24 protein-coding genes are annotated in these 21280 nt (G+C 52.2%); 14 read left to right on the forward strand and 10 right to left on the reverse strand.

Annotation, left to right across the window (positions count from 1 at the left end):
* Window positions 1-129 precede the first annotated feature (129 nt).
* The 3 genes from VB712_RS03160 to VB712_RS03170 all read left to right on the forward strand — a co-directional run bounded on the left by VB712_RS03160 (window position 130) and on the right by VB712_RS03170 (window position 2219).
* The gene (locus VB712_RS03160) at window positions 130-711 is read left to right on the forward strand and encodes a Uma2 family endonuclease (RefSeq protein WP_323252048.1); all 582 of its coding nucleotides are present in this window, start codon (window positions 130-132) and stop codon (window positions 709-711) included.
* A 254-nt stretch (window positions 712-965) separates the two neighbouring features.
* On the forward strand, window positions 966-1502 hold the full coding sequence (locus tag VB712_RS03165) for a DUF924 family protein (RefSeq protein WP_323252050.1): 537 nt from the start codon (window positions 966-968) through the stop codon (window positions 1500-1502).
* Between the two features lie 87 nt (window positions 1503-1589).
* Complete coding sequence (locus tag VB712_RS03170) at window positions 1590-2219, forward strand: hypothetical protein (RefSeq protein WP_323252052.1); 630 nt, start codon at window positions 1590-1592, stop codon at window positions 2217-2219.
* Between the two features lie 2 nt (window positions 2220-2221).
* Here VB712_RS03170 and VB712_RS20370 read toward each other — a convergent pair whose 3' ends face one another.
* The 3 genes from VB712_RS20370 to VB712_RS03180 all read right to left on the reverse strand — a co-directional run bounded on the left by VB712_RS20370 (window position 2222) and on the right by VB712_RS03180 (window position 4616).
* Window positions 2222-2437, reverse strand: coding sequence for a DUF433 domain-containing protein (locus VB712_RS20370; protein WP_416236234.1), 216 nt, complete (start codon window positions 2435-2437; stop codon window positions 2222-2224).
* Between the two features lie 90 nt (window positions 2438-2527).
* Entirely contained in the window at window positions 2528-4120 is a 1593-nt protein-coding gene (locus tag VB712_RS03175; RefSeq protein ID WP_323252054.1) for a serine/threonine-protein kinase, read from the reverse strand.
* A 10-nt stretch (window positions 4121-4130) separates the two neighbouring features.
* Window positions 4131-4616 (reverse strand): GNAT family N-acetyltransferase, encoded by a 486-nt coding sequence (locus VB712_RS03180; protein WP_323252056.1) that lies wholly within the window; start codon window positions 4614-4616, stop codon window positions 4131-4133.
* A 111-nt stretch (window positions 4617-4727) separates the two neighbouring features.
* On the opposite strand from VB712_RS03180, the gene metK reads away from it, so the two are divergent.
* Window positions 4728-5978 (forward strand): methionine adenosyltransferase, encoded by a 1251-nt coding sequence (gene metK, locus VB712_RS03185; protein WP_323252058.1) that lies wholly within the window; start codon window positions 4728-4730, stop codon window positions 5976-5978.
* Window positions 5979-6045: 67 nt separating this feature from the next.
* Here metK and VB712_RS03190 read toward each other — a convergent pair whose 3' ends face one another.
* Window positions 6046-6825: a DUF1868 domain-containing protein gene (locus VB712_RS03190; RefSeq protein WP_323252060.1), complete on the reverse strand. Its 780-nt coding sequence runs from the start codon at window positions 6823-6825 to the stop codon at window positions 6046-6048.
* A gap of 47 nt (window positions 6826-6872) precedes the next feature.
* Here VB712_RS03190 and holA point away from each other — a divergent pair, with 47 nt between their 5' ends.
* From holA to VB712_RS03205, 3 genes are all read left to right on the forward strand, one after another.
* Window positions 6873-7868 (forward strand): DNA polymerase III subunit delta, encoded by a 996-nt coding sequence (holA, locus tag VB712_RS03195; protein ID WP_323252062.1) that lies wholly within the window; start codon window positions 6873-6875, stop codon window positions 7866-7868.
* A 130-nt stretch (window positions 7869-7998) separates the two neighbouring features.
* Window positions 7999-8676: a global nitrogen regulator NtcA gene (gene ntcA, locus VB712_RS03200; protein ID WP_323252064.1), complete on the forward strand. Its 678-nt coding sequence runs from the start codon at window positions 7999-8001 to the stop codon at window positions 8674-8676.
* Window positions 8677-8888: 212 nt separating this feature from the next.
* Window positions 8889-10331 carry a DUF3084 domain-containing protein gene (locus VB712_RS03205; protein ID WP_323252066.1) on the forward strand — a complete coding sequence of 481 codons (1443 nt, stop codon included), beginning with the start codon at window positions 8889-8891 and terminating at the stop codon, window positions 10329-10331.
* Between the two features lie 192 nt (window positions 10332-10523).
* On the opposite strand, the gene VB712_RS03210 is transcribed toward VB712_RS03205, so the two are convergent.
* The 4 genes from VB712_RS03210 to mtnA form a co-directional block, all read right to left on the reverse strand.
* Entirely contained in the window at window positions 10524-10940 is a 417-nt protein-coding gene (locus tag VB712_RS03210) for a PIN domain-containing protein (protein ID WP_323252068.1), read from the reverse strand.
* Window positions 10940-11167 carry a hypothetical protein gene (locus tag VB712_RS03215; protein WP_323252069.1) on the reverse strand — a complete coding sequence of 76 codons (228 nt, stop codon included), beginning with the start codon at window positions 11165-11167 and terminating at the stop codon, window positions 10940-10942. The genes VB712_RS03210 and VB712_RS03215 overlap by 1 nt, the downstream gene beginning before the upstream one ends.
* 33 nt (window positions 11168-11200) lie before the next feature.
* Window positions 11201-11773 (reverse strand): helix-turn-helix transcriptional regulator, encoded by a 573-nt coding sequence (locus VB712_RS03220; protein WP_323252071.1) that lies wholly within the window; start codon window positions 11771-11773, stop codon window positions 11201-11203.
* 121 nt (window positions 11774-11894) lie between these two features.
* Window positions 11895-12932 (reverse strand): S-methyl-5-thioribose-1-phosphate isomerase, encoded by a 1038-nt coding sequence (mtnA, locus tag VB712_RS03225; RefSeq protein WP_323252073.1) that lies wholly within the window; start codon window positions 12930-12932, stop codon window positions 11895-11897.
* Between the two features lie 48 nt (window positions 12933-12980).
* On the opposite strand from mtnA, the gene VB712_RS03230 reads away from it, so the two are divergent.
* The 6 genes from VB712_RS03230 to glgX all read left to right on the forward strand — a co-directional run bounded on the left by VB712_RS03230 (window position 12981) and on the right by glgX (window position 17218).
* Window positions 12981-13106 carry a hypothetical protein gene (locus VB712_RS03230; RefSeq protein WP_323252075.1) on the forward strand — a complete coding sequence of 42 codons (126 nt, stop codon included), beginning with the start codon at window positions 12981-12983 and terminating at the stop codon, window positions 13104-13106.
* A 7-nt stretch (window positions 13107-13113) separates the two neighbouring features.
* On the forward strand, window positions 13114-13617 hold the full coding sequence (locus VB712_RS03235; protein ID WP_323252077.1) for a Tol biopolymer transporter periplasmic protein: 504 nt from the start codon (window positions 13114-13116) through the stop codon (window positions 13615-13617).
* Complete coding sequence (locus VB712_RS03240; RefSeq protein WP_323252079.1) at window positions 13598-14086, forward strand: biopolymer transporter; 489 nt, start codon at window positions 13598-13600, stop codon at window positions 14084-14086. Before VB712_RS03235 ends, VB712_RS03240 begins: the two co-directional genes overlap by 20 nt.
* Before the next feature lie 98 nt (window positions 14087-14184).
* Entirely contained in the window at window positions 14185-14418 is a 234-nt protein-coding gene (locus tag VB712_RS03245) for a hypothetical protein (protein ID WP_323252081.1), read from the forward strand.
* Between the two features lies 1 nt (window position 14419).
* Window positions 14420-14806, forward strand: coding sequence for a type II toxin-antitoxin system VapC family toxin (locus VB712_RS03250; RefSeq protein ID WP_323252083.1), 387 nt, complete (start codon window positions 14420-14422; stop codon window positions 14804-14806).
* A gap of 222 nt (window positions 14807-15028) precedes the next feature.
* Window positions 15029-17218: a glycogen debranching protein GlgX gene (gene glgX / locus VB712_RS03255; protein WP_323252085.1), complete on the forward strand. Its 2190-nt coding sequence runs from the start codon at window positions 15029-15031 to the stop codon at window positions 17216-17218.
* A 25-nt stretch (window positions 17219-17243) separates the two neighbouring features.
* On the opposite strand, the gene VB712_RS03260 is transcribed toward glgX, so the two are convergent.
* Window positions 17244-18281, reverse strand: coding sequence for a hypothetical protein (locus VB712_RS03260; protein WP_323252087.1), 1038 nt, complete (start codon window positions 18279-18281; stop codon window positions 17244-17246).
* Window positions 18282-18392: 111 nt separating this feature from the next.
* Window positions 18393-20075 (reverse strand): dihydroxy-acid dehydratase, encoded by a 1683-nt coding sequence (gene ilvD, locus VB712_RS03265; protein ID WP_323252089.1) that lies wholly within the window; start codon window positions 20073-20075, stop codon window positions 18393-18395.
* A gap of 247 nt (window positions 20076-20322) precedes the next feature.
* Between ilvD and VB712_RS03270 the strand changes: the two genes are divergently transcribed.
* Window positions 20323-21231 carry a pentapeptide repeat-containing protein gene (locus tag VB712_RS03270; protein WP_323252091.1) on the forward strand — a complete coding sequence of 303 codons (909 nt, stop codon included), beginning with the start codon at window positions 20323-20325 and terminating at the stop codon, window positions 21229-21231.
* Window positions 21232-21280 lie beyond the last annotated feature (49 nt).

Genomic DNA, 21280 nt, shown 5'->3' on the forward strand with positions numbered 1-21280 from the left:
CCTACAGCGATTAACGGGACAACTAAATTCCCTATAATATCAACAGCAGTCCGGCTGAAACCGATGGGGCGATCGAACGCTTTCATCCATCCCTCAGCAATCCCATTCCCCTGAATCAGGAGATTATTAATGTCTATTGCCACCGAACTCAAAACCGAACCTAAAATCTGGACAGATGAAGCATTCATGGCTCTCCCCCAAGATGGCCATCGCTATGAAATTATCAACGGAGAACTAATTGAGATGGGAAATTCAGGCGCATTACACGGCTATGTTTGTAGCAATTTGATGATTTTTCTAGGTAGCTACATTCATACTCATAAGCTTGGTGCTATGTTTGACTCCAGCACCGCTTTTAAAATGAAAAATGGTAATAAACGCTCTCCCGATATTTCCTTCTTTGCCAAGGAAAGGCTTCAGGGTCTAACGGAGTTGCCTACAGGATTTCTAGAGGGTGCGCCGGATTTGGCGGTTGAGATTCTTTCGCCGGGTAATACCGTGGAAGAGATGCACAACAAACTCGTGGAATACTTTGAAAACGGCACTCGTTTGGCTTGGATAATTCACCCCATGGAAACCTATGTTTTAGTTTACCATTCTGCCCAAGAACCGGATCGTTTGGTAAAATCTGCCGATGTCCTTGAGGGAGAAGCAGTGATTCCTGGTTTTACTTTACCGATGGCGGAGCTTTTCCAAAAACTTTCCTTTTAATCCCGATTCGTTAGGTTAACAATCATTAAATATTGTGGGATAAATATTTTGAGATGGCTTAGTGAATGGTTCGTAGGATAAACTCTAGGTTAGAAAACTGAAAAAATATAGCCATTTTTGAAGCTATGGGTCACAGAGACCTCTCTCAATGCCTCTAAGCCTCTTTGGGAATATGCTTTCAGCGTAAAAAAAGGAAAAGCAGAGTTTTGATGCGTCGTAAAAATGCTGTATTTTAGCAATTTTGGAATTAAGCAATGTACACACAAGTTTTATCATTTTGGTTTGAAGAAATTGAGAAAAGTCTTTGGTTTCAGTCGGACAAAGATTTTGACGATTTGATTGAACATCGCTTTTTAGATCTGATGCAACAAGCCGCTGTCGGGGAATTATATCCATGGCGGACAACGGCAGAAGGTCGCCTCGCAGAAATTATCATCCTGGATCAGTTTTCCCGCAATGTTTACCGCAACACCCCCCAGGCATTTGCGCAAGACCCCATCGCCCTCGTCCTTGCTCAAGAAGCAGTGGCATCGGGGGTGTTGAACGTGCTGAATCCTACGCAGCGCGTTTTTCTATTATTGCCCTATATGCACAGTGAATCAAAGCAGATTCATGTTGTGGCGGAGACGCTTTATCAGGAATTTACACCAACGGAAAACTATGAGTTTGAGTTACGACATAAAGCGATCATTGATCGTTTTGGTCGGTATCCCCACCGCAATCAAGTTTTGGGGCGTAGTTCTACGCAGGAGGAAATAGAGTTCTTGAAGGAGCCGGGGTCAAGTTTTTAAGAAATATCTCCCCATGAATTTTGGGTGATATTTTGGAGGCGATCGCCTCCATAAAAATCATACTTCAAATGTAGTTAATACAGAGTTATGCTAAGTTCAAAAAACATCATCCTTGTCCATGGTGCAGGACTATGTGGTCTAGAAATGCTTGTTTTGAAAAAACGGCTATTAAATAAAGGGTTTAATGTATTTTTATTTAGATATTCTTATTATTTCGATGGGCTTGATAGTAATGCCCATAAACTTAAAAAGTTTATAGAAATGAACAATATTCAAAATGGCAATTTTGTGTGTCATAGTTTGGGGGGCATTGTCGCATTAAAATTTTTAGTCAATAATCCTTCATACCAATTTAGTTCAATTGTCAACCTAGCCACTCCACACAATGGCAGCAAAATTGTTAGAGGTATTCTCAAGCTTCCCTTTGGCTTTTTAATTGTCGGCAAAACATTGTCAGAGTTTCATCAAGATTTATTTGAGTTTGATCATATTAAAAATTTAGCCGTTATAGCGGGTACAGTCAATTTTATATTGGGATATTTATTTGCATTACCATCACCCAATGATACGGTTTTATCCAGAAGGGATGTTAAACCAGATCACAGCAATCATTACAGAGCAGTCACTGCGACTCATGCAAGTATTCTTTTTTCTAAAAAAGCATTTAATTTAATACTTGAATTCATTGACAATAAATCATTTATAGTTAAATCGTGAGTTTAGGGGGAGGGCGATCGCCTCTCTCTCATTAAGGCTTGAAACGTAATAACCTGCTCCCTTGTTACCGTTGGAAATCCATCTAAAAAATTGTCGATGGATTCTCCCCCCCTGAGATAGTCCAGAAGTGTCTCAATGGGAACCCGAGTTTCTGTAAAAACTGGTGTGCCGCCCATGATTTCAGGAGATACGCTGATCACCGAAGAGTTTTTAAGCATCGTTTCTACCCGCCAAACTTTACAGCCATTAGCTTATCAATTTTTGTAGGCTAGCGTTCTCGCGCACAAGCTGAAATCGGCCAAACCCCATTACCGATAACGCCGCCAGAGGGGGGCGATGATGTGCGAGGTTAGACTGCTGCCGATACTGATCAACAGGGCGAATATCGCCCAAAAACCATAACTGAGCATCACATCCTTGAGATCCACCATCACCCCCCAATCCTGGGCGGTCAGTCCCCAATATTTCGCCATCAACCCCATGCCACCAAGGACGATCGCCCCACTCATTCCCAACCCTAACCCCACATCTTCCCTTCGTCCCAATCCCACGAATACCAATAGAATTAATCCCAAACATAGGGGTAAACGGATATCGACCCCGTAGGGCATTCCCACCCAAAACAGCCAGGCTACCCCATAACTTAAGGCTCCGGCTAAACCTGTGGCGAGGGGCGATCGCCACCCTAACCCCCCCCAAGCTATGCCGTAGCCTGTCCCCAATCCCGCCAACACCACCACCCAAAACCGCTCATCCACCGTCACCATTACTCCCGGTAATTGCGCGTGGAGCCAAGCGGTTAAGGCCGCCGCCCCCCGCGCCCCGATGTTTTCCACTTTGCCCCCGCTATAGCCGAGCAGACAACCGGCGATCGCCCCCCCACTGGCCCCCACCCCCTGCTCCACAGTCTGACGGCTGGCCCGATAAAGCGGCACAATCCCTCGCCGCCAGAGGGTGCGAGTTTTTCGCTGCATCTGGCGGCGCAGGCGTTGCCCCTGCTCCCGCAGTTGGATTTGCCAGCGGGGTGGCCCCAATTGTTGGAGGCGGCGGGCGATGATCGCCATCGAGGGGGGGCGATCGCCTACATTCGGGCTAATCATCTCGGCCAACAATGCCCGCAACGGGGGCGAGATTAAACCCGGTTGCACCCAATCCAGGCCCCGCGCCGTTTCCGGCCAATGCTCCGGCGGTTCCCCCGTGAGGAGATGGACAAGGGTACGCCCCAAGGCATAAATATCCGCCGTCGGCTCCACCCGACCCCCCACCACCTGCTCCGGCGGACTATAGCCCGCCGAAAACAATCGCGTTGAATCCCTCGCTTCCCCCACCTGTTTCGCGCCGCCAAAATCAATTAACACCAATTGCCCGGTTTCCGCCCGGAGCATCAGGTTCGAGGGTTTAATATCCCGGTGGATGATGTGGCGACGGTGGAGGCGGCGGAGAATTTGCACCGCCTGCCGCATCCAGTCTTGAACGAGGGCCTCCGGGCAACCCTGGGGATACTGCTCTAAAAGCACCGTTTCCATCGTCGGGCCGGTGATTTTTTCCATCACCAAACCGTAAAGAGTTTGGCTGGGGGTCGGGATTTCAAAAAAACTGTCATGATCAACATGGGGAATGCCCGGATGGTTGAGGCTGCGAAGCACGATCGCCTCCTGGGCGAACAATTCCAGTGCCTTTTCCGATGGCTCCGTTAACACCTTCAGCACCTGCTCCTCCTGCCGTTGTTGATCCCAAACGCTGTAGATCGTCGCAAACCCCCCCGCCCCTAACCGTTGGCGGGGGAGATAGCGATCGCGCAGCAGCAACGCCGTCCCGCACCGCTGGCAAAACCGATGGTGAGCCGGTTGGGGAAAGGGGGCGGGACAATGGGGATTAATGCAGTGATGGGGGGCGTTCAAGGGTTGCACCTCAGACCGGCGATGAAGCGGCTAATTGATCCAGCGCTTCCCCCTCCACCCGACAGATTCGCCAATCCGGTAAAACCGTCGCCCCCATCCGCTCATAGAAGGCGATCGCCCCCGCATTCCAATCCAACACCGCCCATTCCAAACGCCCACAACCCCGCGTCTGAGCCAATGCCCCTAGATGGGTGAGCAACGCCCGGCCAATGCCCCGCCCGCGATAATCCGGCAACACAAACAAATCCTCTAAATGCAGCCCTGGCCGGGTTAAAAACGTTGAATAGGTGGGAAAAAACAGCGCAAACCCCACCGCCTCCCCCGCCCATGTGGCCAAAACCACCTCCGCTAAAGGCCGGGGGCCAAATAAATCCAGAGCCAATTGTGCCGCCGTGCCTGTCACCGCCTCCGGCAACTTTTCAAAAATCGCTAACTGTTGAGTGAAGTGAAAAATCGTCGGTACATCAGCGGGAGTAGCAGCGCGAATTTCTAGCATTGTTAATAACCATCCAAGGTATGAAAGCCGAAACCCCCACAGGGGCCATAGTGGCCAGTGTCTTCTAAGGTTAAGATATATCTCAATCAGTCGCAGGAGAAGGAAACCACGTTGGCTCGTCGTTACTTATTTACTTCAGAATCCGTCACCGAAGGGCATCCCGACAAGATCTGTGATCAAATCTCTGACACAATTCTTGATGCCCTGCTCACCCAAGATGAACGCAGTCGCGTTGCCGCTGAAGTGGTGGTGAATACCGGGTTAGTCCTGATTACCGGGGAAATTTCTTCCCAGGCGAACGTTAATTATATTGACCTCGCTCGCAAAAAAATTGCCGAAATCGGCTATACCGATGCTAACAATGGCTTTTCTGCGGATAGCTGTTCGGTCTTGATCGCCTTAGATGAGCAATCCCCCGATATTGCCCAAGGTGTAACCAGCGCCCAAGAGCAGCGAGAAGCCCTCAGTGAGGATCAACTCGATGCGATCGGTGCGGGGGATCAAGGGTTAATGTTTGGCTATGCCTGCAATGAAACCCCGGAATTAATGCCCCTGCCCATCAGCCTCGCCCACCGCATTTCCCGCCAGTTAACCGCTGTGCGCAAAAGTGGTGAACTGTCCTACCTGGGCCCCGATGGCAAAACCCAAGTGAGCGTTCTCTATGAAGACGGTCAACCCGTGGGCATTGATACGATCCTGATCTCCACGCAGCACAGCGAAACCATTGGTGATCTCACTGATAACGATGCAATCCAAGCCAAAATCAAGGCGGATCTGATCGAGCGGGTGATTGAGCCGGTGTTTGCTGATATTGCCATTAAACCGACGGAGGCGACCCGTTACCTCGTCAATCCCACGGGCAAGTTTGTCATTGGCGGCCCCCAAGGGGATTCCGGCTTAACGGGGCGGAAAATTATTGTCGATACCTACGGCGGCTATTCTCGCCATGGCGGCGGGGCGTTTTCCGGTAAGGATCCCACAAAGGTAGACCGTTCGGCGGCCTATGCCTGTCGCTATGTGGCCAAGAATATTGTCGCGGCGGGTTTGGCGGCGAAATGTGAGGTGCAGGTGAGCTATGCCATTGGTGTAGCGCGGCCGGTGAGTATTTTGGTGGATACCTTTGGGACGGGCCAGGTGGATGAGGATATCCTTCTGGATCTGGTGAAACGCCATTTTGAACTGCGGCCGGCGGGGATTATCCAAGCCTTTAACCTGCGCAAGCTCCCGGCGGAAAGGGGCGGTCGGTTTTATCAGGATGTGGCGGCCTATGGTCACATGGGCCGGACGGATTTGGATCTGCCCTGGGAAAAAACCGATAAGGCGGCGGTGTTGAAAGCGGAAGCCCTCGCGGTAACGGCTTAATACCCTCATTCCCTCGTAGGGGCGAAAAATCTTTCGCCCCTACACCTATAAGGGATTGAGGGGAATCTCAAAACTCCACCGTGGGAAATCGGGGCTGATGATAGAAGTGATTCATATCATCGAATTTGTGCAGTTCGGCGCGGTGACTGCGGAGAATTTCCGGTTCGGCCCCTAGCCAGCGATCATTGAGATTCATGATGATGTCTAGGAATCGGTCGTAATGAGTAGGGGTGAGGGTGTGGGCGAAATAGCCGAGGGGAATGTGGGCGGTAAAGGGGTATTGCTGTTCAATGCCCAGGGCGATCAGGCCGGAGTTTTGATAGACCGCTCGCCGCAGTTGGAGCATTTTGTGGTAGGACAGTTCATCAATGGGGACGAGGACGATCGCCACCGCCCTGGGACGCACCAACAACCCGACAATTTGTAATTCAATGGGGCCCCGTTCGGGGATTGAGGCTTGGTATTTGGTAAAACTTTGGGCAAGGCGATCGCACAGTTGTCCCTCATAATCCGGCGTATGGGCCAGGGCCTCGTGATAGTTGGAATCCCAAATCAGATCCGCAACGGTGAGGTGAAAACTTTCCGACGGAACCGGCAGGATCAACCCCGGCTCCATCTCTTCCACCGCTGACATCATCAGGGCCTGGGTCGCCACTAAATGTCGATAAAAGCTTTGATTACGGCCATCCGCTTCACCGGGGGTGTTGATCGTATAACCCGGAAACGGCACGGCAATGCCCCCATGAAATTTGGGGGATTCTTGAATATTTTGAATCTGGCTACGATAGGCATCGGGAAGTGTCAGCTTCGTGACGCGATTGAGATAAGCCTGATAGGTTTCGTCCACGTTGGTTTATCTTGAAGTTCTTGCTTGATCCGATTCTAGCCTGTGCTATGCCTATCTATTTATTTTGGGGTGAAGATGACTTTGCCATGGAGCGGGCGATCGCCCAACTCCAAGGCGAAGTCGTCGATCCCAATTGGAGCGCATTCAACAGCGAAACCATCCCCGGAGATCAGGCTGATGCGGTGATTGAAGGGTTAAATCAGGCCATGACTCCCCCCTTTGGCATGGGGGGGCGGTTCGTTTGGCTCGCCAATACCACCGTTTGCCAGCAATGTTCCGAAAGCCTGCTCAAGGAACTCCAACGCACCCTCCCCCAAATCCCCCCCCAATCGACGCTCCTGCTCACCAGCCCCAAAAAACCCGACGGCCGCGCCAAATCCACCAAACTCCTCCAAAAGCACGCTCAAATCCGTGAGTTTGCCCTGATCCCGCCCTGGAAAACCGATGAATTGATTGCCAATGTCCGCCGCGCCGCCCAAGGGTTAACGCTCAACCTCACCCCCGCCGCCGTCGAACTCCTCGCCACCTCCGTGGGCAATCAAACCCGGCAACTTTACAGCGAACTGGCAAAGCTACAACTGTTTTGCAATGATCCAAGCCAAGCCATTGATGCCGATGTGGTGGCCCAACTCACCATCGCCAACACCCAAAACAGCCTCCAACTGGCGGCAGCAATCCGCGATGGCAAAACCAGTGAAGCCGTGGGTTTAGTGGCGGAATTGTTGCGCCTCAATGAACCGGCCCTGCGGATTGTGGCCACGTTGATCGGACAATTTCGCACCTGGACGTTAATTAAAGTGATGGTGGACAGTGGGGAAAGGGATGATAGTGCGATCGCCAAGGTGGCGGAATTGGGCAACCCCAAACGCCTCTATTTTTTGCGCAAAGAAATCGCTGGCATTACCACAGGGCAGCTATTGCAAGCTTTACCCATTCTCCTAGAATTGGAGTTAGGGCTAAAGCGGGGGGCTGACCCCTTGGAATGGTTGCAAATGAAGGTGGTGGAGTTGTGTGGGATTTGTCGGGGGGGGAGTGGGAAGTAGGGAGTGGGGAGTTTGGAAAAAGGCTGTATACTGAGAAACGGTTTAAACCGTGGCCTTTCCTGTCTTTGGGGCATTCCGGGCTAGTTTTGATCCTACTCTGGGCGATCGCTCACGTTTTTAGAAAATCGTAATGGAATTATCGTTTCCGCAAGAAAAATCTTTGGTTTCCGTGTTTCGTCAGGTGGGGGGGGGATCGTTCCCGCCGGTGGTGGAAAGCTTTGAGCGCGGCAAAACCATCTTTTTTCCCGGAGACCCTGCCGAACGGGTTTATTTTTTGCTCAAAGGGGCGGTGAAGCTCTCCCGGGTTTATGAAGCGGGGGAGGAAATTACCGTCGCTTTGTTGCGGGAAAATAGCGTATTTGGTGTGCTGTCGTTGATTACCGGCCAGCATTCCGATCGCTTTTATCATTCCGTGGCCTTCACCCCCGTTGAACTGCTCTCTGCTCCCATTGACCAAGTGCAAAAGGCCCTCAAGGAAAACCCGGAACTTTCCCTGCTCATGCTCCAAGGGCTTTCCTCCCGGATTCTACAAACGGAAATGATGATCGAAACCTTGGCCCATCGGGATATGGGGTCACGGTTGGTGAGCTTTTTGCTGATTCTTTGTCGGGATTTTGGCGTACCTACGCCGGAGGGGATTCGCATTGATTTGAAATTATCCCATCAGGCGATCGCCGAGGCCATCGGCTCGACCCGTGTCACCGTTACCCGTCTTTTAGGGGATCTCCGTCAAGAGGAAATGATCTCCATCCACAAAAAGAAAATCACCGTCCATAACCCAGTAGCCCTCAGTCAGCAGTTCACCTAAACCGCCATTGCACCCTTCCCAGGGGCGATCAAAAATCGTAACCGCGTCACTGCTTTTGGAAAAATGTCCTATGGTGATGCTGTAGCATTTTGAGGAATTGGCGATGTACTCCAAAATCATGGGGGATTCTTCCTCCCGAGGAATCAACCCTGTAGCCCCGCTCTGGTTTTGAGGATTCTTGGATCTGAATTTATTGTCAATCTTGTTCATCAATGACCAGTGCTTACGTTCTGATTGCCGCTGTTCTGCTCCTAGGAGGCATTCTTGCGGTTCTTGGCGATCGCATTGGCACAAAGGTCGGCAAAGCCCGCCTACGGCTGTTTAACCTCCGTCCCCGCAATACCGCGACGCTAATTACCGTCCTCACGGGCCTTTCCATTTCCGGATCGAGTTTGATCATCCTGTTCAGCTTAAGCAAATCCCTACGAGAAGGGGTGTTTAACCTGGACACCATTTTGGCCAACCTCCGCATTGCCCAGGCGCAACTGGACGAAGTGAGTGCCGAGCGCAGCCGCATTGATGGCGAACTGGAGCAGGCAATGCTGGAGCAAGAACGCACTGAGCGCAGTTTTCGCCTTGTTCAGGAACGCTATCGAGAAATGACCGCCCAAGCCCGGCGGCTGCAAACGGAACTGGAAATTCTCCGTAGCCAGCGGGAGCGGCTTTTGGTGCAAATTCCCCGTCTGCAACAGCAGGTCAGGGAGCGGGATGATCTGATTGCGGGGCAGGATCAAATTTTGCGCGATCGCAACAGTCGCATCATCAGCCAAGACCAAATCCTCCGGCAACGAGCCGTCCAACTCAACACCCTCCAAACCCAACGCAGTCGCCTCCAATCGGAAATCAGCCAGCGGGATAGCCGCATTCAATCCTTAGATACTGACATTGCCCAACGGGACGAAACGCTCCAAGCGCGGGAAATCAACCTCCAAGAACTCACCGCCCAACTAAACTTTGTCCGCCAAGAGGTGGCAATTCTCGAGCAATATTACCAAGACTATCAGGCCCTCCGTCAGGGCAATTTAGCCCTAGTGCGGGGGGAAGTCCTCAGTTTTGGCGTGTTGCGCGTTGTCGATACCACGGGGGCATTAAATGCCGTGGATCAACTCCTCAGCCAAGCCAATCGCCGGGCGATTGAGGCGACGCGGCCTTTTGGGAATCAACAGGGGGGCGATCGCGTCGTCCAAATCACCCAAGCCCAAGTCAATCAACTGGTGGAGCAGATTGGCGATGGTCAGGATTATGTGGTGCGCATTTTATCCGCCGGGAACTATGTAGAGCAAGAGCAAGCGGTGCTAGTGTTTGCCGATGCCGTTCTCAACCAAAAGCTCTTTAATGCTGGGGATGTGATCGCCACGGTGTCAGCGGATTCTAACCAAATGACCGAACAGGAAGTCCGCGCCCGCCTCGATACCCTCCTCGCCGCAGCGCAGTTCCGGGCCAGAAGAGCAGGAGTCTTAGGGGAAATTCAGGTGGGGGATGGCACGGTGCAAACCTTCACCCGTTTTCTCGATCAACTCCAAACCACACCGGAACGGTTCGGCCAAATCCAAGCCGTTGTTGAGGAAAACACCTTCACCGCCGGCCCCCTGATTATCAATTTACGGGTCTACCACAACGGCCAAGTCATCTTCCAAAGCTCCACCCGCCCCTAATCCCTCTGGCACAATCCATCAACCCGTAGGGGCGTTGGTGTAAGTCTGCCGGAGGCACAAAAATCTTTCGCCCTCTTCAGCTTTCCCCCCCCGACGATAACCCCCATAACGCACCCGAATGCGATCGCTGCCCGTTGGGGAATCGGGGAATCCTTGAGGGAAAGGGGTAACATCAAACCGCAGTCTACAGATTCACTCAGCACCATTGATAGTATCAATATCTTCAGGCAAGACCACAGGAATTTCCGCATTTATAAATCCAGAAGCATCACGGGTTACAATCGCACTCAGACCATATGCTATTGCACAAGTGTACTGTACTGCATCTTCAAAATCCTCAAAATTTAATGCAAGAGCTTGTTCTAGCACATCTAAATCGACTGTACAAATGTTTAGATCACTTAACACCTGAGTAATTGCATCTTGCGCCACTGCCCTCCCTGCTGCCCTACGAACAATGTAGTAAATGTTAGTCATTGTCGTTGCTGCGATAAAACCCTCGATATCTCCAACATCAATGCGTTCAAATAATTTTGTGGCATTTGCTACAAACGGCTCTCGTTCTTGCAAAAAATCAAGAACGACATTAGTATCAATTAAAACTCGCATTACTGATATTTCTCAGTCAGATAGGTTACATAATCTGCATCTGCTTGGGCGTTACTCTCCCCTGGAACTGCTGAAATTTTAGCAATGCCTCGCAAACGTGACAGGTTCCTTCGCTTAGGCTTGAGGTCTGCTTCCCGTTTCAGGGATTCTAGAAGAACTTGTACTAACTGCCAGCGATCGCCCGTAGGTAACTGCAATACCTGATTTTGTAATTCTTGCAACGTCATCCGCCTTTCCTAACAACTTTTCTCCCCTACATCCTAAACCGGCGACACCTTGGCCCGCCAGAGCAACTTTTCCCCCCGACGATAACCCGCATAACGCACCCGAATGCGATCGCCCCTTGCCGCCGTTCCCGTCATTAATTCGTGAAATTGGGGATCGTAGGGGAGTTCTGCACCGATGGGGGCAATGGGGGCAATGTCCCAGGTGGCGATCAAAGCTTCCAAGGGTTTGACGAGGGGGATGACCTTTGTGGCGGGCAGGTCGGGATTGTTAGCTATAGCAGCAACGACGGTGGGCCATTGCCGCAACCAGGGTTCAATGAGTTCTAAATATTGTTGAACCGGATCCATAGGAGGCGCAGATTGTAACCCTTCCGGGTGACAATCCTGCCACAGTTGATCAAGGGAAATCCCCAAGGCTTGGGCAATTTTTTGCAGACTTTCCCCTTTAATTTGGCCAATGTTGCCCCGTCGTAATTGACGAATGGGGCTAGGGGAAAGGCCCGCCCGTTGGGCCAGTTGGCGAAAACTGGTGATACCTTGGGCGGCCATGTGGGTGCGGAGGTGGAAGGAGATGCGCTCCGCGATCGCGTGATTCTCGCCGGTCATAGAGCCTTGATCAATACCATCAGAAATACAGCTTGTTCACCCGCTTCATAGATTGCCCTCACCTTCAATCCCTCTCCGAGATTGGAAGAGGGACTTTGAACGCCCATCAGATTATTTTTGACTAAGTTTGCTCTTGGGGCAATTGATCCGGGGGAAATACACCTTTTTCGGTAATAATTCCAGCAATCAACGCCGCTGGCGTGACATCAAAAGCCGGGTTATAAAACTCCGCCCCCTCCGGACAAAGGCGGGTCTCTCCCACTTGGTAAATTTCCTGGGGATCGCGCTCTTCGATGGGAATTTCTGCCCCCGTGGCAATCTTGAAATCAATCGTCGAAAAGGGAGCCGCCACATAAAAGGGGACTTGATGGGCTTGGGCAATCACTGCGAGGCCGTAGGTGCCGATTTTATTGGCCGCATCGCCATTGGCGGCAATGCGATCGGCCCCCACCACCACCAGATCAATCATGCCCCGCTGCATACAGTGGGCCGCCATGTTATCCGTAATCACGGTGACGGGAATGCCCGCTTGCACACATTCCCAAGCCGTTAACTTTGCCCCCTGAAGCCGGGGCCGGGTTTCATCGGCAAAGACGCGCCCTAATCGCCCCGCTGTCCAAGCGGAACGAATCACGCCTACCGCTGTGCCATAACCGGCGGTGGCGAGGCCCCCCGCGTTGCAGTGGGTGAGGATGGTTAGTTTTTCGGGACTGGGGGGGAGAATTGTACAGCCATGATCCCCCATGGCTTGGCAGCGTTGCAGATCATCGGCTTGGATCGCCTGGGCTTCAGTGAGGAGAGCGGCGCGGATGGCATCGGGATCGCCGGGGGTTTGGTGGGCGGTGGTGAGTTGGCGATCGATGGCCCAAAAGAGGTTAACGGCGGTGGGGCGGGTGGAGCGCAGAGTGTGGGCGATCGCCTCCAATTCCGCTAAAAATACCGTCCGCTGGGGGGCGGCAATCTCCCGCGCTCCCAAATACATCCCATAGGCCGCCGCTACGCCAATGGCTGGCGCACCCCGGACAATCATCGTTTTAATCGCCTCCGCCATCGTTGCACTGGTTGCAATGCTCACGGTGGTGAGGGTGGCGGGTAATTGGGTTTGATCAATGAGGAGGACGCGATCGCCTTCCCAAATGACGGGATAAATTTCAGCCATAGGGGGTAAACGTGAGGGGCTAGACTATAGAGTATCAGGCATGGGCGAATGATTGTTTTCCTCATGACTTGGCTCCGCCAAGTCATGCCCTCCCGGAGGCTCTGCCTCCACCAGGCGGCAGAGCCGCCTAACGCCCATGCCATGGCGGAGCCATGGCACGAGATCATCTTTTAAATCCAGTATGGTGCGGAAAATTCCCTGGTTTTATGGCTTGCTGATCCTTCTGGCCGGTTGCCAAAGCTATCCCCAACGGTTAAACCTCTCCTATGATCCCGGCGGCCGGGGTGTGAATAGTCCGGCGGCGGAACTTTCTCCCCAATATATGGGCAACTATTTGGTGTTTGTGTCCGATCGCAACGGTTCCCCCGATCTCTATCTCTTCGATACCGTGGGCCAGCGTTTCCTCGATTTACCGGGGCTAAATTCCCTCACCACAACGATCGCCGATCCCTCCATTTCTGAAGATGGCCGCTATATTGCCTATTTGGGGAGTCGTTTGGGTTTAGCCGATGTTTATGTTTACGATCGCGAAACCGCCCTCAGTCGCAACCTCACCGAAGGCCTCCAAGCCCAAGTCCGCCATCCGGTAATCAGTGCTGATGGGGGGGCGATCGCCTTTGAAGCCAATCAAACGGGGCAATGGGATATTCTCATTTATGACCGCGATGGCAATGCCTTGGATTAAACCGCTGCTGATCATTAGCCTATGCTGCTTGGGAGGTTGCGCCCTCTTTGTTCAGCCCCAGATTCCCACCGGAGGCTTAAATACGAATAGCCCGGAGGAACACCCCGCCTATAGTGGCGATGGTCGTTATTTAGCCTTTAGTAGCGATCGCCTCGGCCGCCGCGATATTTTCCTTTACGACCTCCAAACCCGCCAACTGATCCCCCTCCCCAACCTCAACCGCCGCGATTCCAGCCAGGATCAACCCGCCCTCAGTGCCGATGGCCGTTATCTCGCCTACGTTTCCACGGAACGGGGCCGCTCCGATATCCTCGTTTATGACCGCCAAAGGGAGCGATCGCAACTCCTCACCGCCAACCTGCGCGGCTCAGTGCGCCATCCCACCATCAGCGGTGATGGCTCGCAAGTGGCTTTTCAAACCAATCAGTTGGGGCAATGGAACCTGGCGATCGTCGAGGTGAACCCGTGAAGGGCGAAAAAGTTTTCGCCCCGACAATGGGGTTAATGGGTGGAATGTCGGTGATAAAATTTAGATAGACTGACTCATGATTACGAAATTTCTTAACCATGGTTGAAATTGAAGTCCTAACCGCTGAAATTCTAAAACTCTCCCCAGAGTCCCAACAAAAAGTAGCTGATTTTGTCCAGCTTCTCAAAACTAATTCTCAAGACAATCCAGTAAAACCTACCCTGTTAAACCTAAAAAGTCAAAACTTTGTTGGAATGTGGAGTGATCGACCTGAAATCCAAGATAGCAGTCAATGGGTGCGAAACCTTCGTCAAAATCAATGGACGCGGTAATATGCAGAAATTACTCATTGATACCGATATCCTCATCGACATCGCCAACAACGACAACACCGCCCAAAAACGTCTTACTGAAGAATCTCAACAATATCAACTCAACATTTCCAGTATTACAGAAATGGAATTAATCGTTGGTTGTCGTAACAAAGCAGAATTGCAACACCTCAATCAATTTCTTAAGCAATTTCATCGACTAAACCTAAATGAATCGATTGCCAAAATTGCCATCCAACTCATGCAAACTTACAATCTCAGCCATAACCTCCTCATTCCCGATGCCCTGATTGCGGCAACAGCTATTGTAGAAAATATTGCTTTACTCAGCAAAAATCAGAAGGACTACCATTTCATCCCTAATCTCAATTTATTAACTTATCCATAAACGCGATCGCCACCCAATATCGTCCACTATTCACCCATCAAACCTAAAATCAAATTAAGCATTTGTACTACCTTGACAATTTTGCCTAGATTCTATACCAAAAAGCCACCCGATGCTCTTCCCGGCTTGGGAACCAGCCCCCAGGCGAGGAGAAGAGTCGGCAAGTCCGGATTTTTTGGTAAATTCTTAAGAGAGATTTAAAAAATCAACCCTTTGCAACCTATGGATTACTCCCTCTGGCCCGGCCAATCCTATCCCCTTGGTGCAACATGGGACGGGAAAGGTACGAACTTTGCCCTGTTTAGTGAAAATGCAACGGGGGTCGATCTTTGCCTGTTTGATGAGCAGGATCGGGAAACCCGCATTTCCCTCAAGGAAAATAATCACTTTGTTTGGCATGGGTATTTACCCAATGTCGGGCCGGGTCAACGCTATGGCTACCGCGTCTATGGCAGCTTTCTCCCCCATCAGGGCCATCGCTTCAACGTCAATAAACTGCTGATTGACCCCTATGCCAAGGCGATCGCTGGCGATGTCATCCATGATGAAGCCATCTATAGCTACCCCTGGGAAGGGGACGCAGAAGATCTAGGGTTTAACGACCTCGACAGCGCCCCCTATATGCCCAAATGCGTCGTCATTGACCCTCGCTTCGATTGGGAAGGCGACGAACTGCTCAGGATTCCCATGCATGAATCCGTGATCTACGAAATCCACGTTAAAGGCTTCACCAAACAACACCCCGACATCCCCGCTCCCCTGCGGGGAACCTATAGCGGCCTTGCCCATCCCGCTGCCATCGAATACCTCAAATCTTTAGGCATCACCGCCGTTGAACTCCTCCCCATCCATGCCATCTACATCAACCAAGGCCATTTAGTCGGCAAAGACCTCCATAACTATTGGGGTTATGACAATTTGAACTACTTTGCTCCCTATTCCGGCTATAGTGCCAAGGGCAAACAGGGGGAACAGGTGCAGGAATTTAAGACCATGGTGAAGGCCTTGCACAAAGCTGGCCTAGAGGTGATCCTCGATGTGGTTTATAACCATACCGGCGAAGGCAATCACATGGGGCCGACCCTCTCCCTGCGGGGCATTGACAACGCTTCCTACTACCGCACCCTAGAAGATAATCCCCGTTTTTATATGGACTTCACCGGCTGCGGCAACTCCCTAAATGTTTGCCATCCCCAAATTTTGAAATTAATCACCGACAGTTTGCGCTATTGGGTGGAGGAAATGCACGTTGATGGCTTCCGCTTTGATTTGGCTTCAGCCTTGGCGCGGGAACTCTATGATGTTAATAATTTAGGGGCATTCTTTAATATCATCCACCAAGACCCCGTATTATCCACCGTGAAATTAATTGCCGAACCTTGGGATATTGGCGAAGGGGGCTATCAGGTGGGGAATTTTCCCCTGTTGTGGTCAGAGTGGAATGGGAAATATCGCGATACGATGCGGGATTTTTGGATTGGCCAGGAAAGCAGTGTCGGAGAATTTGCCTCCCGCTTTACCGGCAGCTCAGACCTTTATGAATTGAGCGGCCGCAAACCCAGTGCCAGTATTAATTTCATTACTGCCCATGATGGCTTTACCCTCAATGATTTAGTCAGTTATAACGAAAAACACAATGAGGACAATGGCGAGGAGAATCGCGATGGCGATGATCATAATCGGTCTTGGAATTGTGGGGAGGAAGGGCCAACAGATGATCCGGAAATTATCGCATTGCGGGAACGACAACGGCGCAATTTCCTCGTCACCTTAATGCTATCCCAAGGGGTTCCTATGCTCCTAGGGGGGGATGAAATGGGCCGCACCCAACAGGGGAATAATAACCCCTATTGCCAGGATAATGAGATTTCTTGGTTTGATTGGTCACTCACCCAAAGCAATCGCGATTTACTGGAATTTACCCGCGAGTTAATTGCGTTCCACCACAATCACCCGGTATTTCAACGGCGCAATTGGTTCCAAGGGCGAGAAATTCACGGCTCAGGGGTGCGCGATATCCTCTGGTTTAATCCCGATGGGATGGAGATGACTGATGAGCAATGGAATAACGACTATGTGAAGGCTTTGGGGATTTTTCTCAATGGGGAAGAGTTGGAGCAGGTGAACGAAAAGGGCGATCGCATTCTTGGCGAAAGCTTTTTACTCTTCCTCAATGCCCACTATGGCGAGCTAGAATTTACCCTGCCGGAACGGTTGCAACTGTGGGAATGGCAGGTGATCATTGATACGTTAGAACCCCGATTTTTAACAGCGGGGCCGGTGTACAAACATGATGCGGTGATTACCATCCCGGAGCGATCGCTCATCCTTCTGCAACGGGGTCTATCCGTCCCCCCCCCACCGCCCAAGCCAGTCGTTTCAGCGGCCAAAACCGGCAAAAACCATAATTAACCGGGGCTGGGGGAGAGGGAATTGCTTACCCATCGGGATCGCTCATGATCCGCAGGCGAACAGACCGCTCTCCCGTTTCATCGAGTTGGACTTCGATCACCTCCTGGGTGAGGCTGGTGAGGCTGGTGAGCATCGCCCGCAGATGGGGGTTGCTGGCTCCGGTATCCACATAGAGGCGATCGGCCAAACTCCCCAGTCGTCGCCAAGTGGTGTAGAGTTTGCCCACGGTTTGCTCTAGGGTGCTGGCTTGTTTCACCAGTTCGGCGGCGGTGTTGAGACAATCTAGGCGCATCGCTTCTGCAAGGGCTAGTTCGAGATCCACAGGGGATCGTTTCAAGGTTTGGACTTGGGCCGCTGCATCGAGGTATTTAGAGAGGTTTTTCGCCTCGGTGGTGAGGGTTTTCACCATATCCACATCGGGAGTATTAGCCACTTCTACCTGGATGGTTTTCAGGTGGCTATCGGGGAGTTTTTCCAGTTCTCGCACAAAGGGGGCGAGATGGCGCGAAGGGAGGCTGCCGTTGGCGGCTTTGGCTTTAACTTCAGCGGGGAGCAGGTCGGAACTCACGGCAGTCCATTCGTCGGTGAGTTGTTTCACTTCCCGGCGGGTAATGCGATCGCCCCCCGCTGCCGCCTCACTAATCATCCGCTGCACTTCCGGTTCAGCTTTAGCGGTTTCCACAAAGGCCCGCTTACTAAACAGGTTGATGGAGGTGGGGTCAAGCTGTCCTTCCGAGAGGAGGGTATCGGCACTATTGGCCAATTGGATCAGGGCATAGGCTTGGCTTTTGGTAATTTCCCGATCCTTGAGCCAGTTGAGAAAGCCATTGCCCCGGCCTTCACCGCCCCGTTTTTCGCGATCGCGCACCGCCCGCAGCACGCGCCCCCGCCAAATATCCGTTTGCAGATCAAACCGCTCACAAATCGTCCACACCTCATCGAGTTGCTGATTAAATTCGTGGTCGTGAATCTCATCGTCTTCAGGATCAGGAAGTTGAAAATTAAAATCCGTGGGCAGGATCAAAGCGGCAGCGATGTCATCGCGGGAAAAGGAGGTTTCCACAGTTTCAATTACAAATAGTGTTGATGGGGAGATCCCCCCTGCCCCCCTTAAAAAGGGGGGTTCTGAGTTTAACCCCCTTATTAAGGGGGTCGGCGTAGCCGGGGGGATCGTCTAATTGGGCAGATCCGTCACAGCCCCCAAATGGCTAGAGGAAACCAGTTTCGCATATTTTGCCAACACACCACGGGTGTAACGGGGGGCCGGCGGTTGCCATTGGGCGCGACGCTGGGCTAGTTCCGCCTCATCGACATTCAGCGTTAGGCTGCGGTTGTGGGCATCGATGGTGATGGAATCCCCTTCGGCAACAAGGGCGATCGCCCCTCCTACCGCCGCCTCTGGGGCCACATGGCCCACCACTAACCCATAGGTTCCGCCGGAAAAGCGGCCATCGGTGATTAAACCCACAGAATCCCCTAAGCCTGCGCCAATGATTGCCGAAGTGGGGGCGAGCATTTCCCGCATACCGGGGCCACCTTTGGGGCCTTCGTAACGCACCACCACCACATCCCCGGCTTGGATTTTGCCCGCGAGGATTGCATCCAGACATTCCTCTTCCGAATTAAAGACGCGGGCGGGGCCGGTGATACTGGGGTTTTTCACGCCGCTGATTTTCGCCACACTGCCATTTTCCGCGAGATTGCCCTTAAGGATCGCTAAATGGCCCGTGGTGTAAACCGGGCGATCCCAGGGGCGGATCACATCTTGGTCGGGGCGGGGTTCGTCGGGGATATCCGCGAGAACTTCGGCAATGGTTTGGCCGGAAATGGTGAGGGCATCGCCATGGAGCAGGCCATGGTTAAGGAGCATCTTCATCACCTGAGGAATCCCTCCGGCTTGGTGGAGATCCGTGGCCACATAGCGGCCACTGGGTTTGAGGTCGCAGATCACCGGCACGCGCCCCCGGATCGTTTCAAAATCATCAAGGGTGAGTTCAACGCCGATGGTATTGGCGATCGCCAACAAATGCAGCACGGAATTGGTCGAACCGCCAACGGCCATGATCACGGCGATCGCATTTTCAAAGGCTTTGCGGGTCAAAATCTGCCGGGGCAAAATCTGCTGGCGCACCGCCTCCACCAACACCCGCGCCGAAGCCGCCGTACTTTCCGCTTTTTCCGCATCCTCCGCCGCCATCGTCGAAGAATAGGGCAAGCTCATCCCCATGGCCTCAAAAGCTGAAGACATCGTATTGGCGGTAAACATCCCCCCACAGGAGCCAGCCCCAGGGCAGGCGTGGCGCTCAATTTGCGTTAGGGTTTCTGTGTCGATCTTGCCTGCACTGTGTTGGCCCACCGCTTCAAAGGCACTGACGACGGTGAGATCCTGGCCATCGTAATGCCCCGGCTTAATCGTGCCGCCATAGACAAAAATCGCCGGAATATTCAAGCGGGCCATGGCGATCATCGCCCCTGGCATATTCTTATCACAGCCGCCAATGGCCAAAACGCCGTCCATACTCTGGCCATTACACACCGTTTCAATGGAGTCGGCAATCACATCCCGCGACACCAGGGAATATTTCATCCCCTCGGTTCCCATGGAAATACCATCGGAAATCGTGATTGTGCCGAAGATTTGGGGCATCGCCCCCGCCGCCTTGAGGGCCGCTTCTGCGGTCGTGGCCAGATCCCCAATCCCCATATTGCAAGGGGTAATCGTGCTGTAGCCACTGGCCAAGCCAATAATCGGCTTCGTAAAATCCCCATCCCCAAACCCCACGGCCCGCAACATGGCACGGTTAGGCGATCGCTGTACCCCCTGGGTAACAACTTGACTTCTGCGGTTCTCAGACATAACGCTTACTCTCAAACAATATTCTTCTCTTTAATGTGCCACGTTAGGGGGACGCTCAGAGTCTCAGTTCAGTCTAGCCTCGCAAAGAAGCCCTAGAATAGAAATCAATGGCCAAATGGCGGCTAGACGAGTATCATTTCAGAAACAACCTGAAAAGCCCAGTGCATCTGCGAAAATTACAATTAACTCCCACGGGGGGTAATTCCTTAATGCTCCCCCTTATCCCCTAACGTCAAACTGAGAGATCATGGACACAGCAGAACTTTTGCAACGCTATGCAGACGGAGAGCGCGATTTCCGGGGTTTGGAATTACGGAATGCTTTCCTAGGCGGTGCGGATCTGACTGAGGCCAATTTTCGTGAATGTGATCTGAGTGGGGCGAATTTAATTGGGGCAAAGTTAGTACGGACGAATTTTCGCGAGGCGAACCTCACTGAAGCACATTTAGAAGCCGACCTCACCGAAGCCAATTTGATTAGCGCGAACCTCCACAACGCCAACATGACCGGGGCCAAGGTGCGCGATGCCAGTTTACGGGCAGCCAATTTACAGGGGGCGATTTTAAAATCCGCTGACTTTACCGATGCGATTCTGAGCGAAACGGATCTGCGCGATACCGATATGAGCCGCACCCGCTTGATCCGCTGTCATTTAGGGCGGGCGAAGATGATGAAAACGTTGCTCATGGAAGCGAACTTAACAGAGGCCAATTTAACCAATGCCATTTTGATGGAGGCCAATCTCCATGGAGCCAACTTAACCGGGGCGATTCTCCATGGGGTCAATGCCACCAATGCCGATGCCAGTGATGCCGATTTGAGCCGCGCTCAGATGAACAGCGCCAACTTGGCCAGCATTAATCTCCAACGGGCCAACCTGCGGGCGGCGAATCTCTCCTGGACAACGCTGCGGGGGGCGGATCTCACGGAAGCCAAGCTCTATCGGGCCAAACTCTGTTGGTCAAACCTGATCGGGGCCAAACTGGTGGATGCAGTCCTCATTGATGCCAATATCCATGAAACCAATTTCCGCAACGCCGATTTAACCCGCGCCGTAATGCCCAATGCCGGAACGGGAGAATCTGGCTCCACTTCCACAGAGGTGAGTGATCAGTTGATGGCGTTGCGGGAACAAATTATGAAGGGGCGCGGTTAGGGGCCCAAGGAAGCCCTTTCAAGGCCACAATAGAAAGATGGTTGATTTG

Source organism: Spirulina sp. CCNP1310, assembly GCF_034932185.1.
GTDB lineage: Bacteria > Cyanobacteriota > Cyanobacteriia > Cyanobacteriales > Spirulinaceae > Spirulina.